A 25,316-nucleotide genomic window follows, 5' to 3' on the forward strand; every position below is an offset into this window, starting at 1 on the left:
AACAGATGTTTTTTGCGCGAAAGCGAAGTGCTAACGTAGCGGCAGCAAAAGGGTTTCATTCTGTGCGAAAGCGTAGTGCAACGAAGCGACAGCAAAAGGGTTTTATCTGCGCGAAAGCGAAGCGGCAGCGGCAACAGCACCGATGTTGGTCACGAAGGCGTTATCACAGGATGTGATGGTTTTAGCCTTCGTTCCTCTATTGCTAATCCTCAAGGAGTCGCCCAATCTCCACTCCAATCAACTTATATATGGCATACGTTTTAACAAATATCATCCATAACTTTTGGTGATGAGCATATCTAGTAATAAATTCTCTTCATTTTCTACTAATCCTTCTTCTTAAAAATATGTAGACCAAATACAATCAACGAAAGATATTGAATTAGAACAGGACACTTCACTCTTCCCTCCTCCTCTTTCATCAGAAGAAGAGGAGTGCTTGCACAAGCTATGCAATGTTATCGGAATAGAGAAAGGATAAATATCAATAAGATGAAACTAATTTACATGTCATTCGTAATAATAGATATTAGGATGTATCAGGAACATAGTTGACTGTATAAGGGGAGGGTTTCAAATTGAAAAATTCTACGAAAGTAATAGAATGTCCAAAATGTGGTGGGCAGGAGTTAGGGAAAGGTAAGCATACTGGGCCTGCAGTTATATACCCAGATAATAAGCCTAGTATAGGTTCAGTTGTTGAATACATTCTTTGCACAGACTGTGGATTTATTATTGAAAGCTATGTAAAAAAGCCAGAGAAATTTAAGGGTACACTTTATTGGAAATAAGAATAGAAATTAAGATTTTCTAGTGTAGTTTAAACAACTATATTTATAACCCCGTCCTAAATTTAGAACGGGGTTATAAGTATAGTATGGATTTTTTTCGTACTAAAGCAACTCTGTCTTTTAAACCACTTATTAAAATGTGAAGCAGTATATAAATCATATATTGACTTTTAATAAAATCTTAATGGGCTTTTTCTAATGCCAATTTAATGCCAAAGCCAATTAACACTGCACCTGTCAATCCTTCGATAACAGTTTTCGTCGTTGGCTTTTTCATAAATGCGCTAATTTTATCCAACAAGTAAACATAAAATACAAACCAAAATCCTGTTAACGCAGTATAAATAAGCCCCATGATCAGAAACGGCATGAATGTACCGCTCTTGCCATCTACAAACTGAGGTAAAAATGTTAGAAAAAAGACAGCTACCTTTGGGTTTGTTACATTCGTTAAGAAGCCTTGTTTAAAGCATGATCGCTCCGAATATTTATGATCAATTTGGGTCTCGTCTTGTACAACAGGGGGCTGTGTACGTATTGCTCGTAATGTCCATAAAGTTTTAGCACCTAAATAGCATAAATAGACCGCTCCTACGTATTTTAAAATGGCAAATACATATGCTGACTTTACAATAATCGCTGAAAGTCCAACAACCGCTGCAAAAGTATGAATCAATAATCCACAGCACGAACCGAGTAAAGTCTGTATGCCTCCCTTTCTGCTTACGGTAAGTGTATTTTTTGTTGCGATCGCCGTATCCGGGCCAGGCAAAATAATTAATAAAATGCACATTAATAAAAAGACAGGTACATTCACCATTTTAATGCCCTCCTTTTTAGTCAGAAAATTATAAAAATAATTTTAACATAAGTGAGGCTACACAAAAAGACATGGTGAAAATTTATCCAATGTATTTATAATTGACATATAACCTTAAGGTGTTATATATTCATAACACCTTAAGGTTATATTTTTTTTGTAAAGGAGTTCATTTTAAATGACTGAAAAACTAGAGAATATCGTTAAAACAGTTACACTCAATGCACCGATCAAGAAAGTATGGGAAACAGTAACGGACGCTGAAAAGATTGCTTCTTGGCTTATGCCAAATAATTTCGAGCCAGTTGAAGGTCATGAATTTACAATACAATCACCGTTTGGTCCTTCACCATGTCGAGTAGAACAAGTAGATGCTCCACATTTTGTTCGTTTTGCATGGGATACAGATGGATGGTTTGTCACTTTTGAACTGAAAGAAGTTGGTGAGCAAACAGAATTTACGTTAACTCATGGTGGCTGGAAAGAAGCTTCGCATATCATTCCTAAAGCTAACATGCCTGCTGAAGCTATTCGTACAACAATGGATGGCGGCTGGACAATGCTTGTCGGCAAAAAATTAAAAGAAGTTGTGGAATCACAATGACACCGCTTGCTGTAAAGTATGATGTTTTTCAAGCAATCGCTGATCCAACAAGACGTCATGTCCTACAGCTACTCGCCTCAAGTGATAAACCGATCTCACTTATTTCTGAGAATTTTTCTATAAGCCGAACTGCTGTCGTGAAGCATTTAAAAGTTTTAGAACAAGCTGAGCTAGTCTCCGCCCAGAAAAAGGGACGAGAAAAAGTGTACACATTACATGCCGAAAAACTAAAAGAGATTGAAGATTGGCTACAGTACTTTGATTTATTTTGGGATAATAAATTGGCACAACTACAAAGTATTTTTGAAGAGAATTAAATGGAAAGGAGCTGTCCTTAGTAAAGACAGCTCCTCGTTTAATAAAGATAAAATAATCCACCATTAATAATTTCTATTTTAATTTTTGTATCGTATTGTTCCTCTAAAGCCTTCTTTTCAATATCATAACATTCTGGTTTGTCATCTTCCTCTTCATAAAAATAATCGAGTACTCGCTGATCACGTTGCCATCGTTTTTTTGCTTCAGTAGCCCATGAATGATCATCTCGTTCAATGATCTTTTCAATAGTAGCATTTAATCTTTCAAGTGCTCTAACGGGCTTAATGATAAATTGCACATGAAAAGCATTGTCTGCTGGAACAGTGTCAAATTCAGATGTACATATTGTCTCTTGAAATTCCTCTTTTATGATTCCAGTTAGCAAGTTTATGCCAAATGAATAAAGCATTTCTTTCGTTTGGTCGCAGCAATACGACACTTTAAAATTAACACCTAGCCATGGAGTAAGGATAACTTGACCTATTGCGCTATCCACCTTCTCAAAAAGCTGAACATACGCTCCTAGATCCCTTGTTGCTTGAAAAAGCTGGCTCATTCTCGGAGAACCGAAATGAATAACTTCACCATAAAGGCTCCCAGCCGATGCAGTTTGATTTGTAATGAACGTTACTTGGGCTGGATTTGCCTCACTATTTGTAGCTTCTACGTATTGCCAATAAAAAGGGCGATTCATTATTCTTTTATCGATATCAACTGTTAATTGTACCGTGAGATAATGTTGATCTTCTCCTACAATACGGCAATCATTTTCAATAAAAAATTGTCGTAAATAACTATGAACTTGCTGTGGATACATAGTTCTTCTCCCTTACACTATACAGATTCTTTAAAGTTAGATAGAATCGCATCTAAGTCGCCGACTACCTTTTCGAAAACATCAATTTTCGTATGAAGTAATGCTAATATATTCTCTTCAATCGTATTGGCTATAGCCAAATTATAAATATGAACATCATGCTCTTGCCCTAATCGATGCACACGACCAATCCGTTGCTCTAGCTTCATAGGGTTCCAGGGCAAATCATAGTTAATGACATGATGACAAAATTGAAGGTTAATCCCCTCACCGCCTGCCTCTGTTGCGATTAAAACTTGTGCCCTTTCCTTAAAAAGAAGCTTCATATAATCACGTTTGCTTTTATTGAATTTACCGTTGAATAGGACACTCGTTATACCGTTAGAATGTAAATACCATTGCAAATAAATTTGAGTAGCTCTATACTCTGTAAAAATAATCACTTTATCCTTGGCCTGTTCGATTATTTCAAGTGTCTTTTTCGCCTTTGAATTCACTTCTAAGGCCATTAATTTTGCTAGTATTTCTTCAATTTCTTGTGGTTGCTCATTGTCTTCAAGCATTTTAGATAATGTTAAGCCTGTTGCTTCTTTGCTACTACACATTTCCTTCTGCAATGTAATCATTGAAAAAGAGGCTGTATTTTGAAGCGTTCCGAGCAGATTATAAACTTCCTCTTCTTCTTTCGTAAATTGGATAGGAACAATTTGAACACGGCGATTTGTCCATTCAATACCCGTGTCCTCCCTCCTATTCCTCACCATCACCTGATTCACTAATTCCTTTAAATAATCATTATGCTCTAAATCATGCTTACTTGCCGAGAATGCAGATTGAAATGTATCATAATTTCCAAGATGACCAGGCTTAAGTAAAGAAATAAGATAAAATAATTCAAAAACATCGTTTTGAATCGGTGTAGCTGTTAATAATAAACAAAACTTTTTCTTTAAGCTTTGTACGAATTCATAAATTTGGGTTTTATGATTTTTTAGTTTATGAGCCTCGTCGATAATTATCATGTCGTAATCCTGCTCATAAATACGCTCTTTGTGAGGACTTTTCTTTGCCGTATCCATACTCATAATAACGACATCATAGCGCTCAATCGGCACATTTTTTTTATAAGCGATTGCCGGAATGTGGAATTTGATATTTAATTCTTCAATCCACTGATTAATAAGAGATGCTGGAGCTAATATTAACGCTCTTTTAACGAGACCCCGAATCAGATATTCTTTTAAAACTAAACCTGCTTCAATTGTTTTACCAAGACCTACTTCATCAGCCAGAATCGCCTTTCCATTCATACGTTCAATGACTGTTTCTGCCGCTTCCAACTGGTGCTTAAGCGGTTTTAAATTTGGTAAATACTTTGTCGCCTGTAAACCTGTGAAATCAGGAATTAACTTCATTTTCACAATGTCATAATTCATCTTGTACAATGTCCAGCTATCCCATTTTTCAAGTTCATTCAGTTTATTGATAAAGCCTTCTTCCCATTCGGACGACCTTTCTATTTTCACGATCATCACCTCATGCCATTATTTCTAAGTTTAGGTTGTCCAAAAAAGAAAAAGCTATGTTAAGCTTTTACGAAAGAATAACTAAAAAGCAAACTATGCTCCGGCAAAACGAGTAGGTGATAAACTTGTCCCTTTAAAAAAACACACAGCTAAAGTAATAAAACCATATACCCTTCTTTGCTTATACTCGAAGTTCATAACTAGGACTTACTCCAATTCTTTGTCAAATAAATATGTTAACTTTCTGCACTCTATGTTGTATTTAATACCGTATTATTTTTTGCAAAGTTCTTTTATGTATACTCCATGATTGCCTGCGCCTGCAATATTCGTTACCATGCAAATCCAATCCCTTTTAAGCAAATTAAACATATAAAATCTTAATTTCGTACTTTTTAAAAGGATAATGGTATTAAGATAGTCTTTTTATTCTCTTCCTTTTTACATACAATTAAAGTAGTATTACTTTCCAAAAAATTACGTTTTTTTAGAATGGCGAGATTATGCTAACAGAGCTTACATAAACCGAGGAGGTTACTATGAATATTATTGAAGTATTATCAGCGTCATTACCTTACATTCATTTAGCTATGAAGGGTGAAGCCATGATGGCATTAGTAGATAAAGAAAGTGAGAGCATTGTTGTTTATTTACCCGGGAAACGGTTAGATGCTGGATATAAAAATGGACAAAAAATTCACTCAGATGATGCCATTTTACATCTCCCACTTAAAGGGAAAAGCACGGATGCACCTGTACCAAAAGAGGTTTATGGTGTGGATTTTAACGGATTTTCTTTTCCCATTCGTGAAAATGGGCATATCGTAGGTGCGCTAGCCTTTGGATTACCTATTGACCATGCTCTCCAAATGGAGAAATATATTTTTACTATGAATGATATTATCCAAAACCTACAGGATAAAGTACATACAATTGCCTCTCATTCAGAGGAACTAGCTGCGACTAGTGAGGAAATTAATAAACAGACACAATTCGCTTTAGAAGACGCTGAAAAAACAAATGGTATTACCGATTTAATAAAAAGTATTTCTCGTCAAACAAATCTACTCGGCTTAAATGCATCGATTGAGGCAGCACGAGCAGGCCAGCATGGTGCCGGATTTAATATAGTCGCACAAGAAGTTCGCAAGCTTTCTACTGAAACAACTACTGCTACTGATAACATTGAATCTTCACTTCGAAGCATCAATCATAATCTTGAAAATTTAAAGCAAAACATGACTCAAATAAATGGTGCCACAAATGAACAGGCACAACTTGTTCAGGACTTTAGTGAAATTATTGATGAGCTTAATACGCTTAGTATGGAAATGAAGGGTTTTATGTCTAACGTAATGAAATAAACTTTAAAAAGCTGTTCAACGCATTTTTTTGGACCTGAACAGCTTTTATTTTTGTGGTATTTAAGCGTCTTCCTAAGTGTTACTTCAAAGAACTAAAACATTCACCTATTCTATAAAAATGCTATAGCTCTTACTGGGGAAGCTGTTGAATTTTTCAATTTTAGAGGTAATGCCATAAATGTAAACCGTCCACTTAAAGGTAATTGCTCGAGATTTACCAGGTTTTCTACTATATAAATTGGAACGCTTAAAAGCTTTAAATGCACCTCTCGTTTCATATTGTCATGTACATCAATATTTGCTAAATCAAGGCCAATGCATTTTACCTGCTTCTCAAGTAACCAGTCACCCGCACAAGTAGCGAAGGCATGCTCTGCAAAAAAGTCCCCTTCACCCCAATTAGCAGTTCTTGTTCTTACGAGTACAATATCACCCCGCTGTACCGTTATCCCTTGTCTTTGCTCGGCATTTTTTAGCATTTCTGCTGTTACTGGTTCATATGGATCTTTAAAAGAGGAGACATCTAACAATACTGCCTCACCATATGTTTTTGTTAAATCCATTTCAGCGGTAGATTCCCCACCTCGGATAAAGTGTATTGGCGCATCAATATGGGTTCCACTATGATCAGACATACGTAAAAAGCGAGATTCAAATCCTTCACACGGTGCCACATAGCGATGACCTGAATTTTCAAAAGTTGATTCCTCTTGAATAGCAATTGGTGGATGTGATGTATAGGAAACTAATCCATCATATATTTCTAATGTTAAATCGATAATTTTCATCTACATTTCCCCCTTTAAATCAATTACAACTTTTCCACTCACTTTATTTAATGCACTTTCAAAGCCCTGCAAGCTTTCGCTAAATGGTACCGTCTGTGCAACTAACTGACGAAAAGGATAGTTTGTATTTGCTGCCATTTGTAATACTGCCTCATAATTCGCTTGAGTAATACCATAGCTTCCTTTTATCATAATTTCACCACGTACAATTTGATCCATTGGCACGGAAAATTCGGCTGAATTAATACCTACAAGAACAAGCTGACCACCTCGCTTTAGTAAACTAATTGCCTCATTTGGGATTGAAGGATGACCAGAGCAGTCAATAATAGCATCATAGCCTGAAAACTCCTTATGAATTAAGTCCTTTGATGAGGTGAACGTTGCTTGTACACCTATATCTTTTGCAAGCCGTAGACGATTTTCATCCTGCGGTACACCTAACATATGAGTTTCTTTATTACCCACTCCGACTAATATAGCTGCAACTCCTAATCCAATCGGCCCCGGACCAATTACTAAAATGGATTTTTTCTTATATTCATGAATTTTCAACACCGCTGTATAGCTTACTGCTAAAGCCTCTGAAATAGCTGCGACCTCATCTGAAACAGTATCATCTATTGTAATAATGTTTTTGCTATCTACTACCATATACTCTGCCATACCACCAGCCTCACGGAATCCATAGCGTAATGCCTCAGTAGGTGTTTTAATAAACTTATAATCATTGAAATCACAGCAATTTGTTTCGCCACGCTTACAAAAATCACAGACTCCACAGCTTTTATATGGGTTGATAACTACTCTTTTATTTATTAATGTTTGATCCACATCAGCACCCATATCAATAACCTTCCCTGTTACTTCATGACCTAGTACGAGTGGGTAATGAATCCAATCATAGCCACCATGACCATCATACATATGAAGATCACTACCGCATATTCCAATTGCATTTACCTTTAACAAACACTCATAATTTTTCAATTTGGGAACAGTATATGTTTTAAATTGGACATCTTTTTTCTTTGATGAGCACTTTACTAATGCTTGATATTCCATAGCTTTAATCATCTCCTGCTCTATTTTTAAACACTTAGCAACAGGTGTTTACTTAATTAACTTAATAATGTCTATTAATGTCTTTTCCTTTTGCGCTAAATATTGTTGTTTATCAATCGACGACCAATCATAAAAGCCACGATTAGACTTCATGCCAAATTCTTTAGCACTTATTTTTTCATAATGAATAGAAAGTGGTTTCGTGCTATTCTCCAATGTTGGGTATACATAATTAACAATTGCAAAATGTGTATCTAATCCATTTATGTCTCGCTGCTCAAGCGGTCCAGTATCTGCTAACCTAACTCCTAGGCTCATTTTTGCAATAAAGTCCAGTTCCTCAGCGGTGACGATGCCCTTCTCCACTAAGGACATTGCCTCCCGAGCAAGTGCACTTTGTAAACGGTTTGCTACAAAGCCCTTAATCTCTCGCTTTAGTAACACAGGTTTCTTTTTAATGCTTTGTAAAAATTGCATAACAGCTTTTGCTTTTTCTTTCGACGTAAATGGACTAGGAACAACTTCTACTAAAGGTGTTATATTTGCTGGTGAAAAGAAATGCGTCCCAATTAAACGTTCCTTATGTACCATTTTTTCAGCAACATCACTAACAAGATAGCCTGAAGTATTGGTACAAAACATTACATCTTCAGCAAAAACTAAATCTAATTGTTCAAATAAATTTTGTTTGGCTTGTAAATTTTCAATTATCGCTTCAATGACATATGTTAAGTCCTCAATTTTTGTAAGCTGTTGTAAAAAAGTAACACTTTTCAATTCTGATTGTTCCTTTAGCTGTTGTACCCTATCCACATTAGGCTCATATAAGAATACGCTTACATTATATTGCATTAAATATTTAGCTATCGCAGAGCCCATAAATCCCCCGCCAACGATAAGTATCTTTTGCATAATAAAACCCCCATCTTAAGCTTTGCCTTCTGTATCACTCCAAATTACTTTTATACCTACCACATAAATACACAGAGCTTTAACTTCTTCTAAAATTACAGTATTTGCCCCTAGCGATAAGGCATTTGATTTATGGATTGCAATGCCTTTTTCATAGGAATCACACACATTAATCGCATATAATAGCAATTCTTTTAGCAATCGCGAAACCGCTCCATTGCGTAAAGAAGTTGTGCGAAGATTGCTATACTTTAATAATGTATCCGGTGCATAATCAATTAAATTCTGAATCCAGGTCGGTAGAGTATCAAACTCAGATTGATAATAGTTTATACATTCCTGTTGCGAGGAAAATATCATTACTTTATCTTCCGGCATTTTGGGAATTATTTCTTCATTTGAAAGATTAATAGCATAGGATATAGCTTCATTCCCCGATAACCAGGTTGGAATACCTCTAGAAATAATAGCTGATGTAATCAATTCAGCAATTTCAGCTACGCTATTACCCTCCTTAACGGCATGCTCAACGAAATACAACATCTCCCTTTCTTCACGTCTCGCTGCAAATATACCAACCAATAATAATGATTTTTCTTTTCTTGTTAATTTTCCTTCTTTCAATAAAGCTTGATATATGATGGACATTCATATCCTCCTCTACACTAGCTAGAGCCGTTTAATAAGGAACCCAATAGGCAACCTTCAAACTAATCAATTATGCCTCGGCATAATTGCGTCCGGAATCGGCTTTATGCTTGCATAAAGCTGATTCCGTGACCTTTAACTTCTTTCAGCGGATGTTTAGAAGTTAAAATAAATATGACCAAGCTAAAGTAGCGATAATGAAAATAATCCCTACAAAGAACATAATCACAACAAGGAAGCCCATAATATCTTTTAGCTTTAATCGAGATAATGCTAATGCTGGTAAAATCCAAAACGGTTGAACTAAATCATTCCATGCATTCCCTAACATAACGGACATGGATGTTTCTGATAATGATGTTCCCAACTCCTTGGCTGCCTCTATCATAAATGGCCCTTGAACTGTCCAGTGTCCACCAGCTGAAGGAGCAAAGAAATTAATAAAGAAGGAACTTATTAATCCCCAAAACGGTAAAGAATGTTCTGTCGATAAATCTACAAAGATTTTAGCAATTGTATCCACTAAACCAGATGCAGCCATAATCGCCATAATACCTGCGTAGAACGGAAATTGAAGCAAAATCCCTGAAATAGTTTTAATACCATCTGCTAAATGCTCAACATAGCGTGCAGGTGTTCCTAATAAAATAATTCCTAAGAATAAAATAATAAAGTTTAAAATATTTAAGTTTAACGAATTACCATTCGCGAAATAGATAACAATGTAAACTAAACCAATTGCACCAATTGCGTATGCTAGAATACGGCTATTGTTTAATTTATTTGCTAATGTATTTTCTTCTAGTAAGTTTAATTTTGCTTTCGGCTGATCTGCATATAATGCAGGATCAATTTCAATCACATTACTCGGATTTTTTGGATGTAACATCGCATTAAATAAAGGCAATGTAATTAAAAGCACTATTGACGTTAAAATCATTGGCACACTAAAGATTGTTTCAGAAAGAGAAATCAGGCCCATTGAATCCTCTAAAAAGTGACCAGGTGTTGAAACTAAAATCGGAATAGATGCTGACAAACCTAAACCATAGAGAGTAAAACCAGAATAAGCTGCTGCAATAATTAACGGATAGTGAACCCCTTTAACCTTTAAAGCTAATTTTTTTGCAATAATCCCACCGATTACTAAACCAAAACCCCAGTTTAAATAACTACCAATACCACCAACAAGCGTTGCCACAATTACTGCCATTTTCGGTGTATGAACCATACTCGTAATTTTATTTAAAAATTTATCAGTAATAGGTGCTGTTGCTAGTACATAACCCATTGCAAGGATAACAGCCATTTGTGTTGTAAATGCTAGTAAATCCCAGAAACCGCCACCCCAAGCCGAAGTTAAATCTACAAAGCTAATATCTTCAATGACTAGTGCCAAAACAAATGTTAATAATGTAAGTCCAATTGCAAATACAAATGGATCTGGCAAATACTTTCTCATGATTTCTGTGAAAAAATTCGTTAACTTTTCCATACTACTTCCCCCTCGATGTGTACTATAAGTAATTTTCGGGAAGTGCCTCTAAACGATAAAACATGGTAAAATATAATCACAACTATACATTTTGGAGGTCATTTCCTTGCAAAAATTAACTAGTATATTAGTGACTGCTTATGCTAAAGCACCCCAGGGCACGTCCATGTACGAGGTGTACAAACATGCTGGCATTGTTTTAGAAATAGATAAAGAAACTCATCAAATTATTGATGCAGAATTCACATTTATTACAGGTCTTGCACAGGATTTTTTTAAACGTATGCTTATTGGCTTTGATCTTACAGCCAACCTAGATGAATTAATCCAGCGTATCGATGAACACTATTATGCGCCTTCAAGTGGCTCCGTCGCAGTTGCTTTAAAATCTGCACAAAAACGATATTTAGAAAAAATCTAAAAGGATCATTAAATGTCTAGCACCGAGTTAAAACTACTCGGTGTAAATTTATGCCTGACAGTTTTCAACGATAGTAGTAATACCAAGTCCTCCTGCAATACATAAAGTTACTAGGCCATAACGTTTACCTGTTCGTTCTAGCTCATGCATAAGCTTTGTCATTAAAATGGCGCCTGTTGCTCCAATAGGATGCCCCATTGCAATAGCGCCTCCATTAGGATTCACTCGGTTAATGTCTAAATTAAGCTCCTTAATTACCGCAATCGATTGTGCTGCAAATGCTTCATTTAGCTCAATTACATCAATATCATCAATTGTTAAATTTGCCTGCTTTAAAGCTTTTAATGTAGCAGGCACTGGACCAATTCCCATAATGGACGGATCTACCCCTGCTGCCGCCTGTGCAAGTATTTTTGCCTTCGGTCTGTAACCTAACTCTTCTGCCTTTTCCTTTGACATTAGTAACAATGCAGATGCACCGTCATTACGACCACTACTATTCCCTGCTGTGACTGAACCACCTTTACGGAAAACAGGCTTTAATATTGCTAGCTTCTCCTCACTCGTTAAAAATGGATGCTCATCTATTTTAAAAACGTCCACTGTTTTTCCCTTTTTCACTTCATAGGGGACAATTTGTTGTACAAAATATCCCTCTTGTATTGCATGAGCTGTTCGCTCTTGACTTCGATGTGCAAATGAATCCTGCTCTTCACGCGAAATCGAATATTTTTCTACCAAATTTTCTGCAGTCTCTCCCATTGTTGAAATTCCATATACTTCAAATGGTTGAGACCCTGGCTGACTTTCTGTATTTGGATCTAAAATAGATGCATTTCCAACACCATAGCCATAACGAGCATTTCGTAAATAATAAGGAGATGTACTCATAGATTCTGTTCCACCAGCGATAATAATATCGCTATAGCCAAGGGCTATCTGTTGAGCCGCATTATTAACAGCTTGTAGACCAGAGCCACATTGACGATGTACCGTATAACCTGGCACTGTAATCGGTAATTCTGCTCGTAATGAGGCGAGACGTGCAACATTCGATTGATCGGCACTTTGTTTTGCTTGTCCTAAAATCACCTCATCAACTAGTGTTGAATCTAACTTTGTTCGTTCTAGAAGTGTGCGGATGACTTTCTCTCCAAGAAGATCTGCCGTCTCATTTATTAATGAACCACCCAATTTACCAATCGCAGTACGAACACCGTCTACAATAACAACTTCTCTCATGATTTCTCCTCCTATTTCAACGCTATAACGAAACTTGCTTCCGTATTTGCCTCTACTTTCTCTAACGTAGCTCCTGGCATTAATTCAACTAACTGTAATTGTTCATCGAAGTAATTAAACACGGCTAGCTCTGTAATAATCGTATCCACGCTTCGAGTTGATGTTATCGGGAATGTACAATCCTTTAAAATCTTGCTCTTTCCGTCCTTTGAAGTATGTGACATTGTGACAATTACCTTTTTAGCTCCAATTAATAAATCCATTGCTCCACCAACACCGATAATATTTTTCCCTGGAACCGCCCAGTTTGCGATACGTGCATGCTCATCAACTTGAAGTACACCTAATATTGCTACATCAACATGTCCACCACGGATCATTCCAAATGACTCTGCACTATTGAAAAAGGATGACCCAATAGCTTCCCCGACTGGTATCTTCCCTGCATTCACTACATTTGGATCAATATCCTCCTCATCAACACTTACAACACCGAGCATGCCATTTTCTGTATGGAAGTAAACATTATCATTGTCGACGTACTTTTCTACTAATGTCGGAATACCGATTCCTAAATTTATAATTTGTCCATCTTGTACTTCTTTCGCAGCTCTTTTCGCTATTTGCTCCTGAATTTCATTAACCATGCTCTACTACACCCTCCTTCGTTAAAATCTTTTTCGCTACAATAATTCGATTAATAAATAGATGTGAGGTAATAATTTCATCACTGTTTAATTGACCAGCTTCTACAATTTCATCCACCTCAACAATTACCGTTTCCGCAGCAGTCGCCATTAAAGGATTAAAGTTACGAGCGGTTTTGTAATAAACCAAGTTTCCTAATGTATCGGCTTTATGCGCTCGAATAATGGCCACATCAGCCTTCAGAGCCTTTTCAAATATATATTCCTCGCCGTTAATGATTTTTGTTTCCTTGCCCTTCGCTAAATCTGTGCCTACAGATGTCTTTGTATAGTAACCACCGATTCCTGCACCACCAGCACGAATCGATTCAGCTAAAGTACCTTGAGGCAATAGGTCAATCTCAATTTCCCCACGTTGGAATGCATCACCGACATCTCGATTACCAGTAAAATAAGATCCAATCGCTTTTTTTACCTTCTTTTGCTCTAGTAATTTACCAAGACCTTTTCCTTTTTCCCCTAGGTTATTACTAATGATCGTTAAATTATTTACATCTAGTTCAACAAGTGCATCGATTAAAGTTAATGGACCGCCTATTAAACCAAATCCGCCCACCATAATTGTTTGTCCACTTTCTACGCATGATAATGCTTGCTTTACCGAATCATAAATTTTCATTGTACTCACTCCATTATTTTTGAATCAGGGCGTCACTTATTTCAAACCAAGCAGGAATGCCTGCGGTTAATAGGCAAATGTAGCCGAGTTCTGCTAATTCCTCTTCTACTACACCTACATCCCGTGATTTTTTCGCCCAATAATCTGTTTCCTCATTTTTTAAAACAGTAGTATAAATCCCTGTCATAAGGATATATTTCATTTTTGTCGATACTACATTGCTGTTAAGTAGCTCAGATTTTAAAGCGTTTTCATCTTTTGCAGCAAAAAGATCAAGTAATTTTGCAAAATACGCTTTACTCTTCTCTGTCGATGTAAATGTACTGTAATAACGCACAATATCAATTGCTGACGCTTCATGGGAAAGCTTATCAGCACCCGTATTTGTTAGTTCTAATGCATATTCAAATGACTGCAAGCCAGTTTGCAATGCCCTTTCTCCACCGTAGTTAAATGCTACAAGTAAGTATTCAATTATTTCTTCTAGTGAAGCACCACCATCAATAGCTCCTTTAGTGTGATACACCATGCTACGTACATATTGCCTTGCTGCATTCATGCCGACTAGCAAAATATCCTTTTCCTTCACAGAAAGGATTCCTTGTGCCATGGCTATACCTCGCAACGCTGTATAATGTTCTAGCATTGCAGGATTATAATCGTGCATTTTTTGCACCCATCCCGGTACAACATCATAAACTTTTTTGAAATACTCTAAGCCTTTTACCATCTAGTAACTCCCCTTTATATTTATTTGAATAAAAAAAGGCCACACTTTCCCTAAAGCACGGAAATTACCGTACATTCAGAAAAAATGTAGCCAACAGTCAAGCAGGGAAGTAGAAAAAGGCCATTTTTCTACGGCTGCTCGATAGGCAATTAATTTGTTAATTCATTATTCACACAAAATTTCAAAATATGCAACTACTTTTTTTATAGGTTTTCTAAAAAACGCTGGATTACTAGGTTTACATCTTTTCTTTCTTCGAAAACCAATGTGTAGTGATTGCTATCAGAAGTATATTTCCAAATGTTTTTGGCATTTTTCAGTGTATCGATATAGGATTCAACTAAAAATAATGGAGGCATCGCTCCAATTTGTTTAGTTGAATGAATTAATAGAATTGGACACATTACATCTTTGAAAACCTCTTCTGGCCTATATTCATAAAAGCTTTGGAAATCTTGGCGTATTCTTTCTTCGTCAGATTTATTTTCCCAATGACCATCTTTTTCTACAATTTCATAACATCCTACACTGGCTAAGTGGTCAGTCCACTCAACACCAAGGCGCCCGTAGATTTCTTTAATTTCCTGGATATATGCTTCGGGTGTTTCGTAATGTTTACTTATTCGGCCAAGTGAAGGCTCGACGATTTGACGTTGGTGATCCGTGCAGGTTGCTGCACCATCAAGTAAAATTACTCCTTTGATATCACTGCGTTTACTAGCGACGTTCGCCATAATAAACGCCCCCATTGAATAGCCCAGTAAAATCGGCTGTTCGATGTTCAACTGATCAATCAATGCTAAGACATCTAGTGTATGTGACTCTATACTTGTATTCTCTGAAGCAGGCGCACTATTGCCTCGACCTTTTAAATCAACTGATATAAAACGATATTGGCCCTTTAATAGCTCTGCGTAATAATGTAATTGCATATGGTTACCAGTTAATCCATGAACCGCTATAATAGTGCCTTTCTCACCTGGATAATCTGCAAAATATAATAGACTATCATTCACTTCGACTGATTGGTATCTCATTTCCATCACCCTCCTTGTAAAAGTTAAAGCTAGTTTTACACCTTAAGCTTAAAAAAGTCAAAAAATTTTTTATTTCTAGTTTTAAAACACTTGATTTATAGGATCAAAAATTAGGTTTATATCACCAAATTAATTATTTAAATATAATAAGACAATGCCCATAAATACCAAAATATACGATATGATTACTTTTTTGGTACACTATTAAAAAAAGCAAATATGAGGTCAACATGAAAAGAAAAGTATTTATTTCACATGAGATTTATGGAGTCAACGATTTTATAAAAATGCAAGTTGAAGCATACAGTAACGCCAACACTACCGTTGAGTGCATTTCTTTATATTCAGACAATAGAATATTTCCATATGAACAAGAGCAGGAAGCCTATGAGTATTTCATAAATGATGTTGGCTTTGATGTTCCTCTCGATAAACTAACTGGAAAAATACTAGAATCTATGACACATTATGATGAAGTGCTGTTAATCGGATTTAGTGTAGGTGCAACATTAGCTTGGAGACTATCAGAGCTGCCATTACAAGGAGTCGTTTGCGTTTATGGTTCACGCATTCGCCAATACCTAGATGTAAACCCCTCTTGTCCAACACTTGTTATTTTACCAAGTCATGAGAAAAGCTTTGATGTCCATGAATTAAAGGAAACACTCGATACATTACCAGCTGTTCACACGAGACAATATCTAGGTCAGCATGGTTTTATGGACTCCAATAATTCAAACTACAATCATGGCAGTTATTTACAATCACAGGCTGAAATCTCGCAATTTTTCGATATTAAACAAGGAGGACTATGTAATGAACCAAAATGAAAGCATAATTATTGACCCTTATATAGAAGGAGGAAATGTTATATATCCAAACTTTCACCTTTCTATGCAGCCTGGCATTATTATTGGCATCTATACGGATGTGTCAAAAATACATACATTAACACAATGGTTTACTAAGCAAAGTAATACGTATACACATTTTCGTGAAAATGCCTTGTATGAGCGACTGACGGCTCGAGAATATATCAACTTTTGCTTAAAGCTTTTCAATGCTTCTTCTGAAAAGATGGAGGATCTATTAAAATTATTCGCTTTAACGGAGCAAAAGAACACTAAAATAAGCAAGCTTTCAAATGGAGAAAAGCAACGTTTAAAACTGATTTTTACATATCTCAATCAGGCACAGATACATGTTTTAGAAGAACCATTCCAAAACTTAGATGAGTTTTCCAAGCAAAAAGTCATTCAGCTATTGGATACCCTTCAAAAACAGAATAAAACAGTCATTTTACTATCTAACAATCTTGAGGATTTAATTATTTCGAGTACAGAAGTTCATAGACTGGATACATTGGGCTTACATGCATTAGATGTTAAAGAAGATGAGACAGAACCATCTTCCCCCTCTTTTGAAAATGCACCAATTCGACTTGATAAAATCCCTACAAAGAAAAATGATAAGATTATTTTATTTAATCCCCCTGAAATCGATTATATCGAAAGTGTTGAGGGTCTTGTTTCGCTATATGTTGCAGGTGAAGCCTATCCATGTACATTATCATTAAATGAGCTTGAGCAAAAATTGACACCGTTCGGCTTCTTTAGAAGTCATCGCTCTTATATTGTTAACTTACAAAAGGTACGGGAAATCATTACGTGGACTCGTAATAGCTACAGTCTAGCCTTAAATGGCACTGAAAAGACCGTAGTACCTTTGTCGAAAAATAATCTCGCAGATTTAAAGGAAATACTCGGAATTTAGTAGATTTCCCAGGAAATAAACGACTCCTGTCAGCTGAAATAATTCTCCACTAAAGGTCATTTTACTGCCTTTCACCTGTAATTTAATGTTGAGATCTCCTTTGTTCTTTATAGTGTAGATATCAACTACAACACAGGGAGGTTTTCAAATGAACGCAGTGATCGATGTTCAGCATTTGAAAAAAACATTTAATAAGGAAGCAGCATTACGGGATGTTTCATTTACCATTCAAAAAGGAGAAATATTCGGCTTTCTTGGACCTAGCGGATCCGGAAAAACTACTACTATTAAAATATTAACTGCACAAACTGAAAAAACTGCAGGCGACGTTTTATTGTTTGGCCGCCCAGCAAATGAGATGAAACAAAGTAATAATCGTAAACGCTTCGGTATTTTAACAGATAATAGCGGACTATACACGCGACTTTCAATCGAGGAAAATTTATTACTATACAGTAACTTATATCAATTACCTAAATCAGCCGTAAAAGAGGCGTTGGATTTTGTTAACTTATACGCTGATCGTAAAAAGAAAATCAGTCAGCTCTCTAAAGGAATGATGCAACGTGTTACGCTGGCACGTGCCATCATGCATAAGCCAGAATTATTATTTTTAGATGAACCAACTTCTGCACTCGATCCTGTTAATACACAGCATATTTATAATGGCTTGCGTAAATTAAACGAGATGGGTACGACAATATTTTTAACAACACATGATATGAGTGAAGCCGAAATACTTTGTGATCGTGTAGCTTTCCTACATAAAGGTAAAATTCGAGCAATTGGTGCGCCAAAGGATTTGAAAAAAGAGTTTGGCGATGAATCTATTACAGTTGAATTAAAAAATGGTGCTTGCGAAGTCATTCAAAATGGAGAACAGGATGCTGAAAAACTGTTTCAATGGATGCAATCTAACGAAGTTTCTCGCATTTATACAAACGAGCCAACACTAGGGAATATTTTTATGCAAATAACAGGGAGTGATTTAGTATGAACATTTCAATGACACGTATTCAGGCTATTTTAATGAAGGATTATAAGGAATTTTCACGTAACTATGCGGTATCCATTATGGTACTTTTGCCGCTTGTTATGGCATTTTTCTTTAATAAAACGGGTGGAAATAATATCAATATCTATCTCCTTACAGTAAATATGGCATTTTCTATGGTGACTACCTACGTACAATGCTGTCTAATTGCAGAGGAGAAAGAAAAAAATACACTTCGTAGTCTCATGCTTTCCCCTGCTTCACTTGGCGATATTTTAATAGGTAAAAGCTTGTTTGTCTTTATCCTTACAATGGTAATTGTAGCATTGACTATTTTCATTGTTGGCTATAGCCCAGCTAATATTTTCATCTTAGCTATTGCTTTAATACTTTCGACTGTGTTCTATATTGCAATAGGAACATTATGTGGATTATTCGCTAAAACGGTTATGGAAGGGTCTCTTATCATTCTACCTGTTATCCTTATTTTCACGTTCGGCTCTTTTGCCCTAACATTATCGTCTGCCTTTCCTATTTTAAAAATTGCAGAGTGGTTACCAAGCTCTCAATTGGCGCAATTAGCAGAGTCTCTAGAAGGCACATACACAACAATGGACGTCATTATTCCAATGGCTACAATCATTGTTTGGTCACTAGCTACTTGGATTGTAGCAGGGTTTATTTATAAAAAAAGAATGGTCGACTAATGACCATTCTTTTTTTAATATAATAATGGCTCCTCACCATTACTTGGATCCCCAAGGTATCGACTAGTCTCACCTCAATCAACTTATCCACATGGCATACGTTTTAACAAAATGGCATCCACAACTTTCGGCGATGAACTAGAATATTTCCTCCATTATTATTTTTTAGTACAATCAACTAATAACTGTTGCAAATGCTTTTTCACTTGTGGCCACTCCTGTAGAGTAATGCTATACATCACAGTATGACGAGTTGTACCATCCTTTCGCACCATATGATTACGTAAGATCCCCTCTTTTGTTGCTCCTAGGCGTTCAATAGCCCTTTGTGAACGCACATTTTCATGATCTGTTTTAATTTGTACACGTTGTAGATTTAATACCTCAAAGCAGTATTGTAATAATAAATATTTGCAATTCGTATTAATAGCAGTACGCCAAAAAGCTGGTGTAATCCATGTAGTACCTATTTCAAGCCGTTTATGTGTTTCATCAATATCCATAAACCGAGTCGAACCGATGATTTGTTCGGATTTTTTATCCACAATTACAAACGGGAACTCAGTTTTTTCACGCTTTGTTAGTAATGCCTTATCCACAAATCTATTCACATCGTACATCTTCTCTATTGTTGTGGGCATGTGTGACCAAATCTCTGGATAACTGCCAGCTTCTAATATTCCTTGCCTATCCTTTTGTTCTAATGGCTTAAGTAATACAACCTCATTTTCTAACGCTAAAAAATTCATTTTGCTTCACTCCTTTTTAATATATAACGATAATTCTGATATGATAGATAGAACCAAATTTCAAAAACTACACCGTACCAGGAGGTGCAACATTTTGGAATTATCGATTTCATTTACGGAAGATTCATCGAAATACGTGCAAATTTACGAAGAAATAAAACAGGCCATTTTAAGAAAGAAACTGATAGCCCATGAGCAATTGCCTTCTAAACGGGCACTTGCTAAAACGCTTGACGTTAGTGTCCATACAATTAAGGAAGCATATGAGCAATTACTAGCTGAAGGCTATATTTATAGTAAGGAACGCTCTGGCTATTTTATAGCGCCCTTTGAATTTGAATGGGGACAGCAGCAAAAACAGCACATATCCACAGCTAAAACACCAACTACATATACTGTAAAATTTGATTTTAATAATGGACATGTGGATAAGGAGGGTTTTCCATTCTCCAGCTGGCATAAGCTGTGGAAAAAGCACTTCAATGTGGATAATTTAACAACAAGTCCTTGGCCAGGAGAATCAATATTGCGGACGGAAATCGCTCACTATGTAGAACGATCAAGAGGAGTTACTTGTGAAGCATCCCAGGTGTTTGTTTATAGTGGTACACAAAATCAGCTGCAGGCTCTTTGTCACTTTTTTGGCCAAAAAGCACAAGTTGGCTTAGAGGAGCCTGGCTTTAAAAGAGTACGTGCAACATCGCAACAGTGTGGATTAACAACTCATGCTATTCCTGTTGATAACTTAGGGGTAACAATACCGAAAGAATCCATCCACATGTTATACACAACACCCGCACACCAGTTTCCCCTTGGGATGGTCATGCCTGTTGAACGGCGTGCAGAACTTCTGCAATGGGCTACTGCTGAGAAGGCATATATTATTGAAGATGACTATGATTCAGAATTTCGTTTTAAAGGGCTCCCTATCCCCTCATTAGCAAAAATGGATCAGCTGCAACGCGTTATTTATTTCGGAACCTTTTCCAAAACGCTTATCCCTTCGCTGCGCATAAGTTACATGATTTTGCCTAAATCGTTAGTCGAAGATTTTATTCATTTTAATCAAGAACAAAAATCTGTTGTCTCTAAAATAGATCAGCTTGTATTAGCCGATTTCATTGCTCAAGGTTTATTCGATAAGCATTTAGCCAAAATGCGCACTATTTATCGCAAAAAGCAACAGACATTACTAGCTGCGATTAACGCAAATTTTTCTATGGAGTTCGAAGTTATTGGTGAAAAATCTGGGCTTCATATTGTTATGAAGTTACCAAAAAGGCTTACTGAACAGGAGGCAATCAGACTGGCCGAGGAGGTAGGAATCAAAGTCTATCCATGTTCAACCTCCTATCAGCAAGGCTCTAAACACGCTATGGTCATTATGGGCTATGGTGGGCTAACCCTTGAACAAATCAAAAAAGGTATCGCGTTACTTGCACCAGTTTGGCAATCTTCCACACCAACATAATTATGTCAAAGTCTTTTATAGATCAAAAAGATGACTCTGTCAGTACGTATCAGAGTCATCTTTTCATCGCTGAATCAATATTAATCCCGCTTTAACGGGCAGTAATTTATGTACTGAAAGCAAAGCGACAAGTACAAGACTCCACTTCCTCAGTAAAAACATAGAATTTAAGTGGGAGATTAACTGCCCATAGACTAATCATCAGTGGAATAAACCATTGATTAAAATTCTCTTTACACCTACCACTACATTTTTAAGGTACTCATGCAGTTATATTTTAATTAATATTTTCCCTTGATGCTGGCGACTTTCCATCAAATCATGGGCTTTCTGCATATCCTCTAATTTAAAGATATTCGCAATTGGTACTTGGAAGCTTTCTTCCTTCAGCAATGCAAACATCTCCTCAGTAACTTGTTGTAGCATTTCTGGCTTGGAAGCTCGAGTCGTTCCTAGGCTAAAACCTTTCACATTGCGGCAGCTATTATGTAAATCAGATGTTTTTATATTACCTGCTTTACCACCACTATTTCCAAATTGCACTAGCGTCCCATACGGAGCTAAACAGTGAAAGCTCTCTTCCGTAATATTCCCAGCAATGGAGTCAAAAACAATATTAACCCCATGACCATCTGTATATTCATTGACTTGCGCACTAAAATCATCGTATGTCAGTACATGATGAGCACCTAATTCATAGGCAATTGTCGCTTTTTTCATATCACTAACTGTGCCTATAATATTTTTGGCACCTAGCTTTTTCGCCATTTGAATAAGCATCGTCCCTGCTCTGGCCTTGCTATCCGTCGCTTTGACCGTTCTTTCCGTCGCTCTGACTCTTCTTTCCGCCGCCCTGACTCTTCTATCCGTCGCTTTGATTTCTTTCCGTCGCTCTAGCTCTTCTTTCCGCCGCCCTGACTCTTCTATCCGTCGCTCTGGCTCTTCTTTCCGTCGCTCTGGCTCTTCTTTCCGCCGCCCTGACTCTTCTATCCGTCGCTTTGATTTCTTTCCGTCGCTCTAGCCTTGCTATCCGTCACTTTGACCGTTCTTTCCGTCGCTCTGGCTCTTCTTTTCGTCGCTCTAATTTTTTCTGCCGCTCTAGCTACCCTAATAAAACAAAAAGGGCATGAATTCAATATTACTATTGATTCATGCCCTTAAATTATTAGTACGCTAAGCCGAATAGCGCTTTAATGTGTGTAAGATAGCGAATGTTAGACGCTTCTTTCATAAGTGTTGCAGGAAGACCTTTAAGTTCTGTGTTGCTAGCACCGATAGTCGCAACAGCGTCTTTACGGCCTAAGCTTGCAAGTGTACCAGAGTTAATTGCAGAGAAAGGTTTCATCTCTTGGTTTTTGTATTGTGCGAATAGGTTGTAACCAGCGCACTCACCCATTTGCCATGCAACTTGGGCAGTTGGTGCGTATAGCGGACGTCCGCCATCAGCTGGTAATGCAACAGATGCGTCACCAATTACGAATACATCATTATGAGATGTAGATTGTAAGAACTCGTTAATCGTAGCTTTACCGCGGTCAGCAGCAAGGCCAGACTCGCCTACGATTGGAAGTGGAGCTACCCCACCTGTCCAAATAAGTGTATTGGCAACGATTGATTCGCGATCTTTAAGAGCGATAACATTACCATCAACACCTGTTACAGGAGTACCAGTAATGAATTCAACACCACGTTTTGTTAAGCTTTCAGTAGCACGTTGGATAAGTACATCTGGAAGTACTGGTAAGATTTTTGGACCAGCTTCAACAAGTTTGATTTTAAGATCAGCAAAGTTAACACCGTGTTTTGCTGCGATTTTCGGGAAGTTGTCCACGATTTCGCCAACAAGCTCAACACCTGTTAAACCGCCGCCACCGATAACAATTGTCGCATCTGCTTCGTCTTTTGTTTGTGCATATGCTTTAATACGGTCTTCGATGTGTTTGTTAATTTTGTTTGCTTCGTTCACTGATTTAAGTACCATTGAGTTTTCTTCTAATCCAGGGATACCGAAGAATCCAGTTTGGCTACCTAAAGATACTACTAAAGTATCGTAATTTAAAGTATAACCATTGTCTAGGTCCACTTTTTTAGTGTCTACATTGAATTTTGTTACTTTAGCAATTTGTAAATCAATATCTAAACCTTTAAAGATTTTTTTAAGTGGTAAAGCAACAGCACCTTCAGCAATAGTACCACCAGCTAAACGGTGAAGTTCAGTGATGATTTGGTGTGTTGGGAATTGGTTTACAACAGTAATTTTAGCTTCATCAGCTGATAAATACTTGCGTGCAGTTAATGCAGTTAAAACGCCAGCGTAACCAGCACCTAAGATGACGATTTCTTTTGACATGATTAATTAATCCTCCGTCCTTACGTTTTGAATATATCTCAAGTCGAGTCTTATTTAGCTTTACGTTCAGCGCTTACTTGTAAGAAAGCATTAACAAAACGGAAAACACCTTGAACTTGTGGGTCTTTTAACATTTTCATAAGACCGAATAAACCAATTACTTCTTGGCTTTCAGACGCACGGTCTTTCGCTTCAATTGCAGTAGCTGCAAGATTTTTAGCTGAGCCTACTACTGGGCCTGCCATTTCTGATACCGCACCAACAGTATCATTTTTCAGTACTTCGTCAGTTGCAACAGCTTGAGCAAACTCATATGATTTTGTTAATAACGTCATCATTTCAGTTAACTTAGGTAATTGTTCAACTAAAGTTGTAAGTGATTCCTGAACCTCAGGCTTTAATAATTGATCTAGCACATCCAGTTGTTCTTGACTCACAGTTAATTGTTCAGACTGTGTTTGGTTATTCGTTTCTGACATTTTGAACTCTCCTTTGCCATCACTATCACTATTTTAATTTTATTGCTTCCATGTAAAAAAGACCATTAAGGCACTTCTTAACAGTCGTTACAGCGCGTATATCTTACAAATCACCAGTCTCAAGAGCTGGATAACAATTTGTATAATTTGTTATTACAATGTTAACTTTATTTCGCAAAAAGTGCATCATAATTCCATCCTTATCTTGTCTTGGTGACGTTACAACCTCCATTATAAGGTTGTTTGTACATTATTTCAATGAGCTAAATCACAATTTCGACAATCTTTTCAAAATTCATTGATTTGTAACTATATATCGTAGTTAAGTTTACTTTTTGTCCCTACTGTTATTTTTGAGCTCGAAGGATCATTACCATAACGTGTGGTTGATTTCCATTCCGGCTGGGGGCGCTTTGTTGTTGCTGTCGCTTCGCTTTCGCACAGACAAAACCTAGTTGCTGCCGCTACGTTAGCACTACGCTTTCGCACAGAAAACATCCGCTTCGCTCCAGGGTCTCGGGCCAACAGATGTTTTTTGCGCGAAAGCGAAGCGGCAGCGATGTTGGTCACGAAGAGGTTATCACAGGATGTGTTGGTTTTAGCCTTCGTTCCTCTATTGCTAATCCCCAACCTCCACCCAATCAACTTATATAAGATGTCATCCACAATTTTAAATATCTCTGTATAACACTTGATTTTTATTTGGTCTGTTTAAACTTCCCCTTCATCCTGCATGTAATACTCAATAAGTAAAAATTTATCGCCTACATTTTTTGATTTATCGACCAACTTTTTAAGTTTATTGACTACTAATTACGATTTATCACCCAAATTGCCTCATTTATCGATAAATCATATAAAAGACCTGTTAGAAGAAAAATTCTACTAA

The 25,316-nt window shown here is 36.8% G+C and carries 30 protein-coding genes; 11 read left to right on the forward strand and 19 right to left on the reverse strand.

Features of this window, described 5'->3' with window-relative positions; all coding sequences use genetic code 11:
• Positions 1-578 precede the first annotated feature (578 nt).
• The gene (locus ACFCYJ_RS21985) at positions 579-791 is read left to right on the forward strand and encodes a transcription initiation factor TFIIIB (protein ID WP_376077038.1); all 213 of its coding nucleotides are present in this window, start codon (positions 579-581) and stop codon (positions 789-791) included.
• Between the two features lie 181 nt (positions 792-972).
• On the opposite strand, the gene ACFCYJ_RS21990 is transcribed toward ACFCYJ_RS21985, so the two are convergent.
• Positions 973-1,611, reverse strand: a complete 639-nt coding sequence (locus tag ACFCYJ_RS21990) for a LysE family translocator (RefSeq protein ID WP_376077040.1) — start codon at positions 1,609-1,611, stop codon at positions 973-975.
• Positions 1,612-1,789: 178 nt separating this feature from the next.
• Here ACFCYJ_RS21990 and ACFCYJ_RS21995 point away from each other — a divergent pair, with 178 nt between their 5' ends.
• Both ACFCYJ_RS21995 and ACFCYJ_RS22000 read left to right on the forward strand, forming a co-directional pair.
• Positions 1,790-2,215, forward strand: a complete 426-nt coding sequence (locus ACFCYJ_RS21995; protein WP_376077042.1) for an SRPBCC family protein — start codon at positions 1,790-1,792, stop codon at positions 2,213-2,215.
• Positions 2,212-2,532 carry an ArsR/SmtB family transcription factor gene (locus tag ACFCYJ_RS22000; RefSeq protein ID WP_376077045.1) on the forward strand — a complete coding sequence of 107 codons (321 nt, stop codon included), beginning with the start codon at positions 2,212-2,214 and terminating at the stop codon, positions 2,530-2,532. The genes ACFCYJ_RS21995 and ACFCYJ_RS22000 overlap by 4 nt, the downstream gene beginning before the upstream one ends.
• A gap of 38 nt (positions 2,533-2,570) precedes the next feature.
• Here the strand turns inward: ACFCYJ_RS22000 and ACFCYJ_RS22005 are convergent, their stop codons facing one another.
• Together ACFCYJ_RS22005 and ACFCYJ_RS22010 are read right to left on the reverse strand one after the other, a co-directional pair.
• Complete coding sequence (locus ACFCYJ_RS22005) at positions 2,571-3,350, reverse strand: YqhG family protein (RefSeq protein WP_376077047.1); 780 nt, start codon at positions 3,348-3,350, stop codon at positions 2,571-2,573.
• 17 nt (positions 3,351-3,367) lie between these two features.
• Positions 3,368-4,882, reverse strand: coding sequence for a DEAD/DEAH box helicase (locus tag ACFCYJ_RS22010; protein WP_376077158.1), 1,515 nt, complete (start codon positions 4,880-4,882; stop codon positions 3,368-3,370).
• Between the two features lie 533 nt (positions 4,883-5,415).
• Between ACFCYJ_RS22010 and ACFCYJ_RS22015 the strand changes: the two genes are divergently transcribed.
• The gene (locus ACFCYJ_RS22015) at positions 5,416-6,240 is read left to right on the forward strand and encodes a methyl-accepting chemotaxis protein (protein ID WP_376077049.1); all 825 of its coding nucleotides are present in this window, start codon (positions 5,416-5,418) and stop codon (positions 6,238-6,240) included.
• Between the two features lie 110 nt (positions 6,241-6,350).
• Here ACFCYJ_RS22015 and ACFCYJ_RS22020 read toward each other — a convergent pair whose 3' ends face one another.
• From ACFCYJ_RS22020 to ACFCYJ_RS22040, 5 genes are all read right to left on the reverse strand, one after another.
• On the reverse strand, positions 6,351-7,028 hold the full coding sequence (locus ACFCYJ_RS22020; protein ID WP_376077051.1) for a cyclase family protein: 678 nt from the start codon (positions 7,026-7,028) through the stop codon (positions 6,351-6,353).
• Positions 7,029-8,105 (reverse strand): zinc-dependent alcohol dehydrogenase, encoded by a 1,077-nt coding sequence (locus ACFCYJ_RS22025; protein ID WP_376077053.1) that lies wholly within the window; start codon positions 8,103-8,105, stop codon positions 7,029-7,031.
• 36 nt (positions 8,106-8,141) lie between these two features.
• On the reverse strand, positions 8,142-9,005 hold the full coding sequence (locus ACFCYJ_RS22030) for a 3-hydroxyacyl-CoA dehydrogenase NAD-binding domain-containing protein (protein WP_376077054.1): 864 nt from the start codon (positions 9,003-9,005) through the stop codon (positions 8,142-8,144).
• Between the two features lie 15 nt (positions 9,006-9,020).
• The gene (locus ACFCYJ_RS22035; RefSeq protein WP_376077056.1) at positions 9,021-9,653 is read right to left on the reverse strand and encodes a carboxymuconolactone decarboxylase family protein; all 633 of its coding nucleotides are present in this window, start codon (positions 9,651-9,653) and stop codon (positions 9,021-9,023) included.
• A 163-nt stretch (positions 9,654-9,816) separates the two neighbouring features.
• A complete protein-coding gene (locus tag ACFCYJ_RS22040) occupies positions 9,817-11,148 on the reverse strand; it encodes a short-chain fatty acid transporter (RefSeq protein WP_376077058.1) in 1,332 nt (443 codons plus the stop codon).
• A gap of 106 nt (positions 11,149-11,254) precedes the next feature.
• Here ACFCYJ_RS22040 and ACFCYJ_RS22045 point away from each other — a divergent pair, with 106 nt between their 5' ends.
• Positions 11,255-11,569 (forward strand): DUF3870 domain-containing protein, encoded by a 315-nt coding sequence (locus tag ACFCYJ_RS22045; protein WP_370080839.1) that lies wholly within the window; start codon positions 11,255-11,257, stop codon positions 11,567-11,569.
• Between the two features lie 48 nt (positions 11,570-11,617).
• Here ACFCYJ_RS22045 and ACFCYJ_RS22050 read toward each other — a convergent pair whose 3' ends face one another.
• From ACFCYJ_RS22050 to ACFCYJ_RS22070, 5 genes are all read right to left on the reverse strand, one after another.
• Positions 11,618-12,811 (reverse strand): thiolase family protein, encoded by a 1,194-nt coding sequence (locus ACFCYJ_RS22050; protein ID WP_376077061.1) that lies wholly within the window; start codon positions 12,809-12,811, stop codon positions 11,618-11,620.
• Positions 12,812-12,822: 11 nt separating this feature from the next.
• Complete coding sequence (locus tag ACFCYJ_RS22055) at positions 12,823-13,458, reverse strand: 3-oxoacid CoA-transferase subunit B (protein ID WP_376077063.1); 636 nt, start codon at positions 13,456-13,458, stop codon at positions 12,823-12,825.
• Complete coding sequence (locus ACFCYJ_RS22060; protein ID WP_376077066.1) at positions 13,451-14,137, reverse strand: CoA transferase subunit A; 687 nt, start codon at positions 14,135-14,137, stop codon at positions 13,451-13,453. Before ACFCYJ_RS22060 ends, ACFCYJ_RS22055 begins: the two co-directional genes overlap by 8 nt.
• 13 nt (positions 14,138-14,150) lie before the next feature.
• Entirely contained in the window at positions 14,151-14,867 is a 717-nt protein-coding gene (locus ACFCYJ_RS22065) for a carboxymuconolactone decarboxylase family protein (RefSeq protein ID WP_376077068.1), read from the reverse strand.
• Positions 14,868-15,070: 203 nt separating this feature from the next.
• Entirely contained in the window at positions 15,071-15,904 is an 834-nt protein-coding gene (locus ACFCYJ_RS22070; RefSeq protein ID WP_376077070.1) for an alpha/beta fold hydrolase, read from the reverse strand.
• A 230-nt stretch (positions 15,905-16,134) separates the two neighbouring features.
• Between ACFCYJ_RS22070 and ACFCYJ_RS22075 the strand changes: the two genes are divergently transcribed.
• The 4 genes from ACFCYJ_RS22075 (at position 16,135) to ACFCYJ_RS22090 (ending at position 19,378) form a co-directional block, all read left to right on the forward strand.
• The gene (locus ACFCYJ_RS22075; RefSeq protein ID WP_376077072.1) at positions 16,135-16,734 is read left to right on the forward strand and encodes a dienelactone hydrolase family protein; all 600 of its coding nucleotides are present in this window, start codon (positions 16,135-16,137) and stop codon (positions 16,732-16,734) included.
• Complete coding sequence (locus tag ACFCYJ_RS22080) at positions 16,721-17,677, forward strand: LytTR family transcriptional regulator DNA-binding domain-containing protein (protein ID WP_376077075.1); 957 nt, start codon at positions 16,721-16,723, stop codon at positions 17,675-17,677. The genes ACFCYJ_RS22075 and ACFCYJ_RS22080 overlap by 14 nt, the downstream gene beginning before the upstream one ends.
• Before the next feature lie 148 nt (positions 17,678-17,825).
• Entirely contained in the window at positions 17,826-18,674 is an 849-nt protein-coding gene (locus ACFCYJ_RS22085) for an ABC transporter ATP-binding protein (RefSeq protein WP_376077077.1), read from the forward strand.
• Positions 18,671-19,378: an ABC transporter permease gene (locus tag ACFCYJ_RS22090; RefSeq protein ID WP_376077079.1), complete on the forward strand. Its 708-nt coding sequence runs from the start codon at positions 18,671-18,673 to the stop codon at positions 19,376-19,378. Before ACFCYJ_RS22085 ends, ACFCYJ_RS22090 begins: the two co-directional genes overlap by 4 nt.
• A 158-nt stretch (positions 19,379-19,536) precedes the next feature.
• On the opposite strand, the gene ACFCYJ_RS22095 is transcribed toward ACFCYJ_RS22090, so the two are convergent.
• Entirely contained in the window at positions 19,537-20,127 is a 591-nt protein-coding gene (locus ACFCYJ_RS22095) for a GNAT family N-acetyltransferase (protein WP_376077082.1), read from the reverse strand.
• A gap of 94 nt (positions 20,128-20,221) precedes the next feature.
• Here ACFCYJ_RS22095 and pdxR point away from each other — a divergent pair, with 94 nt between their 5' ends.
• Positions 20,222-21,598 (forward strand): MocR-like pyridoxine biosynthesis transcription factor PdxR, encoded by a 1,377-nt coding sequence (gene pdxR, locus ACFCYJ_RS22100; RefSeq protein WP_376077085.1) that lies wholly within the window; start codon positions 20,222-20,224, stop codon positions 21,596-21,598.
• A gap of 270 nt (positions 21,599-21,868) precedes the next feature.
• Here the strand turns inward: pdxR and ACFCYJ_RS22105 are convergent, their stop codons facing one another.
• The 5 genes from ACFCYJ_RS22105 to ACFCYJ_RS22125 form a co-directional block, all read right to left on the reverse strand.
• On the reverse strand, positions 21,869-22,378 hold the full coding sequence (locus tag ACFCYJ_RS22105) for a zinc-binding dehydrogenase (RefSeq protein WP_376077087.1): 510 nt from the start codon (positions 22,376-22,378) through the stop codon (positions 21,869-21,871).
• Positions 22,379-22,584: 206 nt separating this feature from the next.
• A complete protein-coding gene (locus ACFCYJ_RS22110) occupies positions 22,585-22,734 on the reverse strand; it encodes a hypothetical protein (RefSeq protein WP_376077089.1) in 150 nt (49 codons plus the stop codon).
• Positions 22,735-22,763: 29 nt separating this feature from the next.
• Positions 22,764-23,948 carry an NAD(P)/FAD-dependent oxidoreductase gene (locus tag ACFCYJ_RS22115; protein ID WP_376077092.1) on the reverse strand — a complete coding sequence of 395 codons (1,185 nt, stop codon included), beginning with the start codon at positions 23,946-23,948 and terminating at the stop codon, positions 22,764-22,766.
• A 50-nt stretch (positions 23,949-23,998) separates the two neighbouring features.
• Positions 23,999-24,427, reverse strand: a complete 429-nt coding sequence (locus ACFCYJ_RS22120; RefSeq protein ID WP_376077095.1) for a DUF1641 domain-containing protein — start codon at positions 24,425-24,427, stop codon at positions 23,999-24,001.
• Positions 24,428-24,736: 309 nt separating this feature from the next.
• Positions 24,737-24,916, reverse strand: coding sequence for a hypothetical protein (locus ACFCYJ_RS22125; protein WP_376077098.1), 180 nt, complete (start codon positions 24,914-24,916; stop codon positions 24,737-24,739).
• A 39-nt stretch (positions 24,917-24,955) separates the two neighbouring features.
• Between ACFCYJ_RS22125 and ACFCYJ_RS22130 the strand changes: the two genes are divergently transcribed.
• Positions 24,956-25,081, forward strand: a complete 126-nt coding sequence (locus ACFCYJ_RS22130) for a hypothetical protein (protein WP_376077100.1) — start codon at positions 24,956-24,958, stop codon at positions 25,079-25,081.
• The last annotated feature ends 235 nt before the right edge of the window (positions 25,082-25,316 follow it).

The sequence above is a fragment of the Lysinibacillus sp. NPDC056232 genome (genome assembly GCF_042267565.1).
In the GTDB taxonomy this organism is placed as follows: domain Bacteria; phylum Bacillota; class Bacilli; order Bacillales_A; family Planococcaceae; genus Lysinibacillus.